This is a genomic window from Spiroplasma endosymbiont of Melieria omissa, from assembly GCF_964031175.1.
Lineage (GTDB): Bacteria > Bacillota_I > Bacilli_A > Mycoplasmatales > VBWQ01 > Spiroplasma_E > Spiroplasma_E ixodetis_A.
Map to the genome: position 1 here is coordinate 689,205 of NZ_OZ035012.1, position 13,624 is coordinate 702,828.

General features: G+C 22.7%; 13 protein-coding genes and 2 pseudogenes. 6 read left to right on the top strand and 9 right to left on the bottom strand.

Features of this window, described 5'->3' with window-relative positions; all coding sequences use genetic code 4:
* Positions 1–171 precede the first annotated feature (171 nt).
* The 5 genes from ACQH26_RS04605 to ACQH26_RS04625 all read right to left on the bottom strand — a co-directional run bounded on the left by ACQH26_RS04605 (position 172) and on the right by ACQH26_RS04625 (position 5,463).
* Entirely contained in the window at positions 172–1,059 is an 888-nt protein-coding gene (locus tag ACQH26_RS04605) for a hypothetical protein (RefSeq protein ID WP_425382974.1), read from the bottom strand.
* 22 nt (positions 1,060–1,081) lie between these two features.
* A complete protein-coding gene (locus ACQH26_RS04610) occupies positions 1,082–2,158 on the bottom strand; it encodes a hypothetical protein (RefSeq protein ID WP_425382975.1) in 1,077 nt (358 codons plus the stop codon).
* Between the two features lie 54 nt (positions 2,159–2,212).
* Positions 2,213–3,250 (bottom strand): DUF3137 domain-containing protein, encoded by a 1,038-nt coding sequence (locus ACQH26_RS04615; RefSeq protein WP_425382976.1) that lies wholly within the window; start codon positions 3,248–3,250, stop codon positions 2,213–2,215.
* Between the two features lie 151 nt (positions 3,251–3,401).
* Positions 3,402–4,556, bottom strand: a complete 1,155-nt coding sequence (locus ACQH26_RS04620) for a YitT family protein (RefSeq protein ID WP_425382977.1) — start codon at positions 4,554–4,556, stop codon at positions 3,402–3,404.
* 13 nt (positions 4,557–4,569) lie between these two features.
* Complete coding sequence (locus tag ACQH26_RS04625; RefSeq protein WP_425382978.1) at positions 4,570–5,463, bottom strand: hypothetical protein; 894 nt, start codon at positions 5,461–5,463, stop codon at positions 4,570–4,572.
* Between the two features lie 126 nt (positions 5,464–5,589).
* Between ACQH26_RS04625 and ACQH26_RS04630 the strand changes: the two genes are divergently transcribed.
* The 4 genes from ACQH26_RS04630 (at position 5,590) to ACQH26_RS04645 (ending at position 8,669) form a co-directional block, all read left to right on the top strand.
* The gene (locus ACQH26_RS04630) at positions 5,590–5,850 is read left to right on the top strand and encodes a hypothetical protein (protein ID WP_425382979.1); all 261 of its coding nucleotides are present in this window, start codon (positions 5,590–5,592) and stop codon (positions 5,848–5,850) included.
* Positions 5,851–5,963: 113 nt separating this feature from the next.
* Complete coding sequence (locus ACQH26_RS04635) at positions 5,964–6,323, top strand: helix-turn-helix domain-containing protein (RefSeq protein WP_425381863.1); 360 nt, start codon at positions 5,964–5,966, stop codon at positions 6,321–6,323.
* A 40-nt stretch (positions 6,324–6,363) separates the two neighbouring features.
* Positions 6,364–6,852 carry an IS630 family transposase gene (locus ACQH26_RS04640; protein WP_425381862.1) on the top strand — a complete coding sequence of 163 codons (489 nt, stop codon included), beginning with the start codon at positions 6,364–6,366 and terminating at the stop codon, positions 6,850–6,852.
* Positions 6,853–6,974: 122 nt separating this feature from the next.
* Positions 6,975–8,669, top strand: coding sequence for a hypothetical protein (locus tag ACQH26_RS04645; RefSeq protein WP_425382980.1), 1,695 nt, complete (start codon positions 6,975–6,977; stop codon positions 8,667–8,669).
* 348 nt (positions 8,670–9,017) lie between these two features.
* Here the strand turns inward: ACQH26_RS04645 and ACQH26_RS04650 are convergent, their stop codons facing one another.
* Together ACQH26_RS04650 and ACQH26_RS04655 are read right to left on the bottom strand one after the other, a co-directional pair.
* On the bottom strand, positions 9,018–9,188 hold the full coding sequence (locus ACQH26_RS04650) for a hypothetical protein (RefSeq protein WP_425382981.1): 171 nt from the start codon (positions 9,186–9,188) through the stop codon (positions 9,018–9,020).
* Positions 9,189–9,306: 118 nt separating this feature from the next.
* Positions 9,307–9,654 carry a hypothetical protein gene (locus ACQH26_RS04655; RefSeq protein ID WP_425382982.1) on the bottom strand — a complete coding sequence of 116 codons (348 nt, stop codon included), beginning with the start codon at positions 9,652–9,654 and terminating at the stop codon, positions 9,307–9,309.
* Between the two features lie 162 nt (positions 9,655–9,816).
* Here ACQH26_RS04655 and ACQH26_RS04660 point away from each other — a divergent pair.
* A protein-coding gene (locus tag ACQH26_RS04660; protein WP_425381867.1) for an IS3 family transposase occupies positions 9,817–10,937 on the top strand; the annotation gives its coding sequence in 2 pieces (ribosomal slippage) (positions 9,817–10,087 and positions 10,087–10,937; 1,122 coding nt in all).
* A gap of 476 nt (positions 10,938–11,413) precedes the next feature.
* Here the strand turns inward: ACQH26_RS04660 and ACQH26_RS04665 are convergent.
* Positions 11,414–12,534 (bottom strand): IS3 family transposase gene (locus ACQH26_RS04665; RefSeq protein WP_425381867.1). Its coding sequence is split into 2 segments (ribosomal slippage): positions 11,414–12,264 and positions 12,264–12,534, totalling 1,122 coding nucleotides; the frame shifts between segments, so codons are not numbered across the junction.
* Positions 12,535–12,652: 118 nt separating this feature from the next.
* On the opposite strand from ACQH26_RS04665, the pseudogene ACQH26_RS04670 reads away from it, so the two are divergent.
* Positions 12,653–13,057, top strand: a pseudogene (locus tag ACQH26_RS04670) (transposase); the annotation flags it as partial.
* A 3-nt stretch (positions 13,058–13,060) separates the two neighbouring features.
* Here the strand turns inward: ACQH26_RS04670 and ACQH26_RS04675 are convergent.
* Positions 13,061–13,600: pseudogene (locus tag ACQH26_RS04675) on the bottom strand (transposase); the annotation flags it as partial.
* Between the last annotated feature and the right edge of the window lie 24 nt (positions 13,601–13,624).

Consider the following 13,624-nt stretch of genomic DNA (forward strand, 5'->3'; position numbering starts at 1 on the left):
CTACTTCTTTTAGTCGCATATATTATTTAACCTAAAAAGGTATGAAAAAATAATAGCATGTGTTTTATAACTTGTCTATATTTTTTTAATTTTTTTAATACAAAATTACTTATAAAAGTAATTTTTATTATTAATTTTTATCTTTTCAAAAAGGAACTAAAATTTTATCAATTAACTATTAGTAGTAAAAATAAAAGTTAAACCTTCATATTTATTACCAAAAGCAATATCCTTTGAATTTTTACCCTCTAATCGAATTTTTATATAATCATAATATTTATCACCAAATTTTTTATTACCAGTAATAGCAATAACATTATTATATCCACCAGCATTTAACAAATATGGTTTAAAATTATCAAAAGTTAATCAAGTAACGGGTTTTTTTGGAATAAAATTTAACAATGGAACTAAAATATTACCAAGTAAAGGGTTTTTTACTTCTTCAGAAGGAATTCACTCTTGAAATGATTTTCAAAAATTTTTAGCTGCATCTGAATTATTTCTTAAATATTGTTCTTTTTGATTTTTTTCTTCTCTTTTAAAAGTAGCACCAACAGTAACTAAATCATTATAAAATCCACCACTATCCTTTTTATTAATTGATAAATATTGTGTTCCATTAACTAATGGTTCTAATTTTTCATTTATATAATCTTGTAATGGACTAAAATTAGCAGCAAAACTACAATCTTTTACTGCAGAATTATTATAAACAGTTAAATGAATTTTAATGTTAGTACTATTAATTTTTTTTATTTCATCTTGACCATTAGTAATTTCATAAGTAATATTACTAAAATCTTCTGGAGCAGTATTAAACAAGTTCCAAATATTGTCTTCAATTAATTTTTTAAAATCAGAAACATGAGTTTTATTTTCGGGTTTTAAAAAATTAGTAAAATTGGGATAAGTATTATTAGCAATTAAATTTGCAGCATCTTCTAATAATTGCTGATAATCAACTGATGAATTGTGAAAAACATCACATGCACTAATATTAATACTAGTAATACTAGTAAATGCAAAAACACTTATAATTTTTAATATTTTTTTCATAATAAACTTCCTTAGATAATCACTACTTTTTTAGTATTATCTTCAAATTTTTCTTTTTTGTATTAATAATTCTATTTTTAATTTGTGAAATTTCAGCGCGATCTGTTATTTCATAAAATAAATGATAATAAATATATTTCAACTCACTAACTTTAATATTTTGTTTTTCAACAAATATTAGAAATTGATAAATTTCATGTAAAAGTTCAAATATTTTATTTTTTTCTTCATTAGTTAATACTTTTTGTTTTAATTCATTTCGAATAATTATTGGTACTTCTTTAACAAATAGAAAATCACTAATGATATTTTTATAATTTCAATTATAAAATATTTTAAAATCATCAACTTTGGTTTTAACATCTTTAATATTTTTTAAAATAGTTTTAACATCGTTTTTAACTAAACTTTGAATAAAGACTGCTAATATTAATGCTAAAGAACTAGCGGGAATAAAGTACTTTAAAACTTGATCAATGTTAATAGCACCCTTAGTAAAATTCAAAATTGAATTTTTTACAATTAAATATAAAACTTCAAAACCTAAAATAATAAATAATGATCGTTTTTCTATATCTTTTCATCAAGGATTACCAAGAATCTGATTTTTTTCTTCTAATATTTTTTCTAAAATAATATAAATAATAAAATAACAAAATCAATAAGTTAAAACAAATAATGTAGTAAAAACATTAGTAAAACAAAAAATATAAGTAATGTTTCTAGCAACATTTAATACTAATAAAGCTTTAAAAATAAAGAAATTATTTTCAAAATTTGAAATTACCTTATATTTATTTTCAATATATTTTTTCATTCAACATCTGATTTGAATAAATATTAAAGTATTACTTGCAATACAACTACTAAAAATAGCAATATATAAATAAGTTTTTAAAGTAATAATAGTTTCATCAGTAATACTAGCATTATTAAAAAAATCAAATGTTAAAATTTTATTAAAAATACTACTTTTAACTTCTCATAAAATTGCACAAATAATCAAACAAATTGTTAACAATATTCATAAGATCGTCTGCATCAAATATTTATTGTTAAATCATTTTCAACTTGATTTTAATAATTGATAGTTATTCATAATTTTATCTACCTTATTTTTAAATTATTGTAAAGTAATTTATATAAATTATTATTATAATAATTGTAAGCTATTAACTCACATTTGTGCTTGCGTTAAATTTAAAATATCTTTACTAATCATTGCTAATAATTTATTAATAAACTTTTCAAGATTAGTAGTAGTGGGTAAAACCACCAATTTTCCTTTTCCATCATTATAAGGATTTTTTCCTAATTCATATTTTCAACTTAATGTTAATTGTTCATTTTCTATGTGAATAACTGGTAAATCCTTATTTCCTAAACTATAAGCAAATTCATTAAGTAAATTCATTACTTTTGATTCTAAAATTAATCTTAATTTAATTTGATTATCACATTTTACTTCAAATAAATCTTCAAATAAATGTGATTCTAATTGAACTTTCTTTTTACTACGAAATTTTTTTGAAAATATATTACGTGGTGTTAATGTCATTGTAAAATTATTATTCCTAATAATAGTTGTATAATAAACAAAACGTGTATAATAACAAGTAATTTTTTCTGTTTCAATAACTTGAGCAGCACTATTATATCCAGAACTTGTTTCATACATAACTTTTTGGTTAATGATACTTCCATAGTTAAAATTTTGACCATTAATACTTCCTATCATTACTTGTTCGCAATAATTATAATAATTAGGTTGTTCATCTAAAGGTAAATTACCTTGTGGTTCAATTGTTCAATAATCACTAATAGTTGTTAAATTCATTTGTGAATTATTATCTTTAATAACTCATTGATAATAGTTAATAATTGGTAATTCTTCTATTAATTTTTCATGAATTTTAGTTTTTAATACAAAACTCTGTACTAATAAAAAACATCCAACAATGAATCCAATAATACTAATAATGGTAAATGGTTTTTTAATAAATGATGATTTGTTAATACCAATACTAGCACCAATAGCAACTAGAGCAATAATGATAGTAATAATTCATAAACTAATTCATAAACGATTATTTATTAATTTAATTCATCAATGATTACTACTATTATTATAGTCAGTATGAATATTATTAACAATCTCATTTACAACCTTTGGCGATAAATTATGTTTCATAATTATTCCATTCTTTTTTAATTCTTAATATAGTTTATAACTAATTTTGTTTTATAAAAAATAGAAAAAGACTAACTATAGATGTAATAATCTATTTAGAAGTCTAAAAACCTACTATTATAAAACTAATTACATTATAACATATATATTATTAGTTTTTTTCTAAAAAATCATTAATTTCAGTAATATTAACAGGTGCATTTTGTGGAGGTTTACCTGCATTACCACCATGCATATATTTTGCAGGAACTGCTACCATAAAAACTTTAGGATCGATTCGAACTATTTTTGTTTTAAAAAAATTATATTCTAATAATGACATTGTTGTCATCATCATTTTATATTCATTACCTGAATACAAACCTTTCACATTTCAAACATTACCACCACGTAAATAATTATTTCGATAAATATCATTACGGATTTGCTCTAATTCATTAGAAATAATAAAGACACTCATCAACATATATTTTGGATAAACTCTATTCATAACAAAAGCTGCTACATAAATATAAACAAGCGTTGACATAAAATAAGGCCTAACTAAAAAATTATCAACAAGACTAGTTTTCTGTAAAAAGGTTCCATCAAGAATTAAAACAATAACAACAATAATAATATTAGTATTTCTAATAATAGTAGCAATTGAATATTTACGTTTCATAGAAATATAAGTACTAATAAAATCCATACCACCACTAGATCCACCAGTTTTAAATAAAATACCAATACCAGCACCATAAATTAATCCACCTAAAGCAGCAAAAATAAAAGTACGTGGTAAAACTAAGTGCCAATAATCTGTAGTACCTTTTAATGGCTCATTACCTAAAACTTGAAAATTTTTAAGAGCATCAATTGCTGTTAACAAAAAGTTAATTCCATTTTGAAACAACAAATAAATAATAGTATAAAGAGTAAAACGAAATCCAACCTTGAATAATCCTCAAATAATGATAGGACAATTAATAAGAAAATATACTGGATAAAATCAAAATGCTTGGGTTGTTTCTTGTTCAGTAATACTGCCATTATAAGATAAGGCAATAAATTTAGCTATTAATTGTGCAAAAGCTGATAAACCATTAGTATATAAACCAGCACGATTAATAAAATAAAAAAAGGAAACAGTTGTTAAAAAAGCACCAATAAAAATTAATAATAAATTTTTGGAAGTTATTTTTCAATTAAAATTTTTTCATGAAGAATGGATCTCTTGCTTAACACCAATATTTTTAAAAGTAAAGGCATCAACAATTAACGGTGGCTCTTTATCTTTACTTTTTGCTTCTGAATTATTGGACATATTAAACTCCTTTTTAACTATTAAATTGAAGTATTGTTGGAACATAATTACTATCATCATAAGGCGAAGGTAAAGACATGTCAATTAATGAATCTTGAAAACTAATCACAAAATTAACTTTAAGTTCTAATTTATTAGGACCAGAACTTGTAACTTTTTGACCATCAATTCCTTTGATATTAATATTAACAGAATTAACATGAGGATTATTATTTAATGCTAAACTTATTCCTTCTTGAACTAAAGTTTTAGTTTTTTGAGAAAAATCAGCGTATGTTTTATCAATATCAGGTTTAGTTTTTTCATCAACACTAATTGGTACTATTTGTCCTGATAATTTAGTAACATCACTAACACAACTATAAACTATGTAATCGCTTTGTGTATAAGAACATTTTATATTAAAAGTTTTTTTTATGTATTGTTCAACTTTAAAACTTTTATCATTATTTACTACTCCAACTTGATAAGTAATATTAATACTAATTCTACCAGTTGAAGCATCAACATCTCAAGTTCTTGCTTTTGTTGATTCATCTATTTTACCATTATCAATCGTAAAATAATAACATTTAGTACCCACTTTTAATTGACTATCAAATCAAGTTGGTTCTTTAATATTTGCTTTATCTAAAATTAATTTAGCAAGTGATTGTGCAAGACTGTTTTCTAATGCTTCATTTTTAATAACTTGTTCTTTTTCAGGTCTTTGACCATCAATAGGAACATCCACTGGTTTTTTAATACCAACTTTTGATAAAGTTGATTCTCAACCATTATAATTACCATTACCATTAGTAATTGCTTTTAAAATACTATCTTGTTGTTGATCAGAACAAGCTAAAACTGGCGTTACTATTCCACTACCAAAAGCAATAGTACCCATTAATGTTAAAATTTTTTTCATAATTATAATCATTCCTTAATTTATAAAATATCATATATAAATTGTAACTTATTTTTATTATTTTGCTATACACTATCTTCAAAATCTTTATAATTAATATTAGTTTATATTAAAGGAATTGATAATATGTTTAAAATTTTATATACACTAGTTACTATTTCACTAGTCACTTTTACTAATTTAAGCCAAGTGAAAATAAATAATTATCACCATAAAGAAATAAAATCAGAAAATACTATCCTAAATGAACAAAGTTTAACCTTAGCTTTTGAAAGTGGAAATTTTTATAATTGAAATGAAAATGATTCAACTAATTCTATTGCTGGTATTTTTACAAATTCACAAGCACAATCTTATTTATTAAATAAGGATGGCACATATAGCTAACTAAAGTAATGTTTACTCATAAATAATGTAAAATAATAATATGTAATTTAAACAGTTTTTGAATTTAAAAGTACAATTCAGCAATAATTAAAATAGATTAGGAAGATTAAATTATGCCAAAACCATACAGTGAAGACTTACGAAGAAAAGTAATAGAAGCTTATGAAAGTAAAAATATGAAAATTAAAGAAATTTGTAAAGTGTTCAATATCACTAGAAAGACTTTATTTTTATGAAGAAAAAGAAAAAAAGAAACTGGGCATATAAAACCAATTTTGAATTATCAAAAAGGACATAGCCACAAAATAAAGGATTTAGATGAATTAAAAAATTATTTAGCAGAAAATAAAGATGTTACAGTTCAAAAAGTAATTGATAAATTTGGAAATATGACTAAAGAAACAGTTTATAACTATTTTAAAAAACTAAATTATACATATAAAAAAAACTTTTCTATATGAACAAAGAGATAAAAATAAACAAGAAGATTTTTTAAAAGAAATAGCTAAAATAATGAATGAAGATTTAGTATATATTGATGAATCTGGAATTGATGATAATGAATTTTATAAATATGGTTGATCTGAAAAAGGTAAAAGATTATTTGATAATAAACCCGCATATAAAATAAAGAGAATGAGTATAATTGGTTCACTAAATAAAGGTAAATTAAAAGCCTTATGAGCATTTGAAGGACATTGCAATAGTAAAATTTTTGAATCATATGTTAAAAATAAACTAATTCCAGTATTAAAGCGTGGACAAATTATAGTTTTAGATAATGCAACGTTTCATAAATCTAAATTAACACAACAATTAATTGAAAATGCTGGATGCAAACTATTATTTCTTCCGCCATATTCTCCTAATTTAAATCCAATTGAACATTTTTGATTTGCTATAAAACATAATATAAGAAAAATATTACCAAATTATTGACCAAATATTAAAAAAGCGATTGATTTTGTTTTTCAAGATATGAGTAAACATTACTTTAGTTAGCTATATAATAATTTAGACTTACAAATTTTAATTTTATTAGATTTGATGATAACTTAGGAATTGCTACTTTAAATAATTTTCATAAAAGTGATGATAGTAATTTTATTAATAATTCATTTTTAATGACTAAAAATGGTATTAGTGATGATGCTACTGCCATTGAAACTCCAAATCATACTTTTACTAACTTTGGTAATAATATCGTTAGTACCGATATTGGTGCTGACTTAATTAATACAGACGAAAAAGTAACTAACTTAGTTACTTCCTATCATTATGGAAAAGGTAAAACTAGTTTTACTACTATAAATGCTACTTTTGGCGTTTTTGTTGGTGGTGATCAAAATTCTTATATTCTAAAAGTTGATGGTAATATCAAACCAATTAATATTAATGTTCCTAATCCAATACTATTAAATTCTTTTGTTGCCATTAATGATAATGGTGGCATTATTCGTGATGTTAATAGTCAATTATTTTATTTAACAATAGATGATAATGGTAATGCTACAACAAAACCATTAATTATTAATAAGGAACCACTGTTTAGTACTACTACTGTTTTTTTTAGCAAGACTGGTAATAATCAAGGAATTTTAAACGTAAATCTCAAAAATAACTCCAAATTTTTTGGACAACCTTATCATTTAAGCATTACTGATAGTAATGATATTAAACTTACAAAAATTAATGAACATTATATGAATAATTTCATTTTACTTCATGATGGTTTAGGTGTTTTTATTGATGAACAAGAAATTGGCTATTTTGTAAATGAATTAGGTACTTTTACTAAAATTGGTTATTGTGCCAATTTCCAAAGAATAAATGATAATCTTGGTTTTATTAATAATAATACAAGTAAATTATTACTAAGTGATAGTAAAAATAACAATTGAAGTCGAATTAATACTATTAAATTTACTAAAACTAAAGATGAACAATTGACTAATTTTATTAATTCATATATTGATAAAGATAAACTCACTGCAGTTAATTGTACTAATAATTGAATTAGTAATAATAGTTTAATTTTAAATGTAACTAATGATGAACTAAAAGATATTACTATTAATGATAATCAACCATTATTACCAAATATTAATAATAGTATTACGACTATTATTAATAGTAATTCTGAAATTAATATTAACTTTAAAGATGAAATAATAACTTACCATGTATTAATATATAATCAAAATATTTTGCCAACACTAGATAATAGTACTAATACTAATATTAAATATGTTGGAATAGTAAATAATAATTTATATGATATTAATAGCACTAATACTAATGACGGTTTTACAATTAATTTTAACTATGACAATATTATCCAATTTGTAAATATTATTACTATTGATAGTACTACTATGAATAAAATGAATTTATGAACATTAAAACCAAAAACTACTTTTAAATTAAATGCCAAAAGCAATAATAATGTATATTTACTACAAACTGTTAATTGAAATAATATTAGCGACTGACAATATTTTACTATTTATCATGGTAATAATTTACCTATTATTGAATTTTGAACTACTGATACTGGTATAAAATTATGAAATGCTGCTTTAAAACTTAATTATACTTCTAAGGAACTAGAAAATATGAATGCAACAGAAATTAATAATCTAAGAAATTTATCAGTTAATTGAACAATTAATGAAGCGCGTGGTAATACTTTAGGTTATATTATTTCTGGTTTTCTTAGTATTGGTTTCATTTTAACTATTATTGCTATTATTTATGATTGATACTTAAAACAACAATTTAAAAAAAAGGAATCTAACACAAAGACAAATGTGAATTAATACAAAATAACTGCTCTTTTATTTTTTTGGAATTAGGTTTATCATTTTCTAAACTATTTACTGCTTCAACATTAACTGATAAACTTAGTTCATTAGATTTCCGTCTTTCACTTTGTTCTTCTCTTATTTTTCTAACTCAAGGATTAAATGAATTAGCAAAACCTAAAAAATCAGTTTGTTTTACAAAACAATTATTTGGAACATAATATCCTTTTGTTTTTATATAAAACAAAAAAGGTTCTAGAAATTTTTCTCATAAAAAAATTCCATCATTAAAAGGTTCATAAACAGCAAAATAAGAAATAGTCTGTTTATCTACTTTTATTCCATTGGGAAATGTAAAATCAGTTAATAATTGTTGATTAGGTAAAAAAATGTATAAAAATTTTCATTAAAACCTTTAGAATAAGGATTAACAAGTTCAAAGGTATGATGAATTGGACATAATTCATCCTTTAATCCTCTTTCATATCCTAAATTTTTATTTAATTTATCAAGAAATTCTTTAGTTTTATCCAATACATTTCCTCCACCTTCTTCATCTTGTTCAAAATCTTTGCCTTTTGCGCGACTATTAGGTTTTTTAAAAATTTTTTTAAAATATCTTTCTTTATAACCAACTGATCAACTATCTAGTTTAAATGCTGCAAATGAATTTGTAGGTATTCGTGGTTGATGATTTTTTATTGCATCATCTATTTCTCAATAAACTGCAAAAAGATCATAATCAGGAATTATTGGTTTTTTTTTCTTTAAAAATTTCTTGACAAAAAATAGAAATTGGAAAATAAATTAAATTATTTTTTTCAATTTCTATTATTTCTTTTAAATCTCTATTATTTAAATTTTTAATATTATTTTCTTCATCAAGCGCAAAAATATAATAAACATTATATGTATTATTATTTTTTTCTTTTTCTAAATAAAGTACTATCTCGTTTTTTTTATTTTTTGGTTGACAACATTTAACAAAAATTTTATCCAAAAAAAAATTCAGTATCAATAATTCCAAATTTTTCCATGTTAACTAATAAAAAGAAAAAATGTTCATTAGTAATTTTTAAAATAGTTTGGATGGGTTACACTTTATTGGACACTAATTACGTAGACAAGTGAACAAATTAGTTGAAAGAAAGGAACTATAATTATGGCCAATATTAATTCATATACCGATGAATTTAAAAAACAAATAGTAGCTTTATATCAAAGCGGCAAATCAGTATCTTACCTTGCTAAAGAATATAATGTTACAAGAGCAGCTACTTATAATTGAATTAAGCAATTTACTAATTCAGGTAGTTTTAAAGCTAAAGATAATCGTTCTGTTGAAGAAAATGAATTAATTAAATTAAGAAAAGAATTAAAACAATTACGAATGGAAAATGATATTTTAAAGCAAGCAGCACTAATAATAGGCAGAAAATAGAAATTATTACAAACAATAAGTTTAAATATAAAATTCGCACAATGTGTCATTTTTTAAAAATTTCTAAATCAACATATTATTTTAATTTAAAGAAAAAAGAAAATAAAATTCAAAATAATATTTATGATGAAGCTATTATTAGTGCTTTTAAAGAAAATAAATGTGTTTATGGAACAAGAAGATTAAAAGTAATATTAGAAAACCAAGAAATTTATTTATCAAGACGAAAAATTAAAGAAATTATGAATAAGCATAATTTAATATCAAAATACACTAAATTATCATTCAAAAATCATAATAACAAAGTAAATGATGAAAAAATCACTAATCTTGTGAATAGAAACTTTAATAATAGGCTTAAAAATGAAGTTATTGTCAGTGATTTAACTTATGTTCAAGTTAATGGTAAATGAAACTATATTTGCTTATTAATTGACCTATTTAACCGCGAAATTATTGGACATAGTGTAGGTACTAGAAAAGATGCCTTATTAGTACATCAAGCATTTATGCAATCAAATCGCTGTTTAAAAGATATTCAAATATTTCATAGTGATTGTGGTAATGAATTTAATAATAAAATTATTGATAAACTTTTACTAGCATTCAATATTACTCGCTCTTTAAGCAAAAAAGGTTGTCCTTATGACAATGCTGTTGCTGAAGCAACTTTTAAAACTTTCAAAACTGAATTTATTAATGATAAAAATTTTAGATCATTAATCCAATTAAAATTAGAATTATTTGATTACATCAATTGATACAACAACATAAGAATCCACAGCACTTTAAACTACTTAACTCCAGTTAATTATCAAAAACAAATGTCTACCAAAAAATAGTCCTAAAAAGTGTTGCCATTCCAAGTTTCATTATTTTTTAATTTTAAAGAAACAGGATTTATTTTATTATCTTTATTATTTTTATTTAATTTTATTGAAAATTTCTTAGAACCTGTTTAGGATCTTTTTTGATTAATTTTTAATAAAATTTATATTATAATGGTTATTTTATAATAAAAAATAGATTTTTAGTCGATAAGTTTTCAAATGATAAAATCTTTTTAACAAAAAAATGAAAAAGAAAATAAATTATTGGTTAAGTACCTATTTATAAATGATTATTTCTTGTTTTAGTTAAATTCTATTAAAAAGATCCTAAACAGGTTCTTACAAAGAAGATTTATTTTTTCAGTTTGTGTTTCATTATCTTTTAATCCTATCTTACTTAAAAATGTTAACTCATCTAAAGAAATTATAAAGCCAGATTGTATACCTCAATCAGAACTTTTATTTTGGAATGGCAACACTTTTTAGGACTATTTTTTGGTAGACATTTGTTTTTGATAATTAACTGGAGTTAAGTAGTTTAAAGTGCTGTGGATTCTTATGTTGTTGTATCAATTGATGTAATCAAATAATTCTAATTTTAATTGGATTAATGATCTAAAATTTTTATCATTAATAAATTCAGTTTTGAAAGTTTTAAAAGTTGCTTCAGCAACAGCATTGTCATAAGGACAACCTTTTTTGCTTAAAGAGCGAGTAATATTGAATGCTAGTAAAAGTTTATCAATAATTTTATTATTAAATTCATTACCACAATCACTATGAAATATTTGAATATCTTTTAAACAGCGATTTGATTGCATAAATGCTTGATGTACTAATAAGGCATCTTTTCTAGTACCTACACTATGTCCAATAATTTCGCGGTTAAATAGGTCAATTAATAAGCAAATATAGTTTCATTTACCATTAACTTGAACATAAGTTAAATCACTGACAATAACTTCATTTTTAAGCCTATTATTAAAGTTTCTATTCACAAGATTAGTGATTTTTTCATCATTTACTTTGTTATTATGATTTTTGAATGATAATTTAGTGTATTTTGATATTAAATTATGCTTATTCATAATTTCTTTAATTTTTCGTCTTGATAAATAAATTTCTTGGTTTTCTAATATTACTTTTAATCTTCTTGTTCCATAAACACATTTATTTTCTTTAAAAGCACTAATAATAGCTTCATCATAAATATTATTTTGAATTTTATTTTCTTTTTTCTTTAAATTAAAATAATATGTTGATTTAGAAATTTTTAAAAAATGACACATTGTGCGAATTTTATATTTAAACTTATTGTTTGTAATAATTTCTATTTTCTGCCTATTATTAGTGCTGCTTGCTTTAAAATATCATTTTCCATTCGTAATTGTTTTAATTCTTTTCTTAATTTAATTAATTCATTTTCTTCAACAGAACGATTATCTTTAGCTTTAAAACTACCTGAATTAGTAAATTGCTTAATTCAATTATAAGTAGCTGCTCTTGTAACATTATATTCTTTAGCAAGGTAAGATACTGATTTGCCGCTTTGATATAAAGCTACTATTTGTTTTTTAAATTCATCGGTATATGAATTAATATTGGCCATAATTATAGTTCCTTTCTTTCAACTAATTTGTTCACTTGTCTACGTAATTAGTGTCCAATAAAGTGTAACCCATCCAGATAATGAATTTTATAAATATGGTTGATCTGAAAAAGGTAAAAGATTATTTGATAATAAACCCGCATATAAAATAAAGAGAATGAGTATAATTGGTTCACTAAATAAAGGTAAATTAAAAGCCTTATGAGCATTTGAAGGACATTGCAATAGTAAAATTTTTGAATCATATGTTAAAAATAAACTAATTCCAGTATTAAAGCGTGGACAAATTATAGTTTTAGATAATGCAACGTTTCATAAATCTAAATTAACACAACAATTAATTGAAAATGCTGGATGCAAACTATTATTTCTTCCGCCATATTCTCCTAATTTAAATCCAATTGAACATTTTTGATTTGCTATAAAACATAATATAAGAAAAATATTACCAAATTATTGACCAAATATTAAAAAAGCGATTGATTTTGTTTTTGAAGATATGAGTAAACATTACTTTAGTTAGCTATACTATACAATCAAAATAAACAATAGAATAAATACTTTCTAATGGTCGATTTTGCCACGCCTTGACATCATCTATCACATCATCAGTAATTTGACTAATAACACTTTCACTAATATCTGCACCATGATATAACTCTTGCAACTGCATTCTAATATCTGATAAAGTCATTCCTTTGGCATATAGTGAAAGAACTTGTTGATCAAAGCCATCAAATCTTCTCTGTCTTTTTGCAACTATTACAGGAGTAAAATCACTATTACGATCTCTTGGTACATTAATTTCAATTTTACCTTGTTGAGTTATTAATTTTTTTGAACTTATACCATTAGGAGCATTTTCACTATTACTATGTTGATTTTTTTCATACCCTAAATAATTTTGCATTTCAGAATTTAACATCTTTTCTACTAATCTTTTTGTTAATTCTTTATATAATCCTCCTTCTTTAAATACTGTTGTTAAATCTTCAGTATTTTCTAGTAATAAATCTACTGCTTTTGATATTGGATCATTATTATTAATACTTTGTTTTTTAGCCATCTGTAACTCACTCTTTCTAGTCAT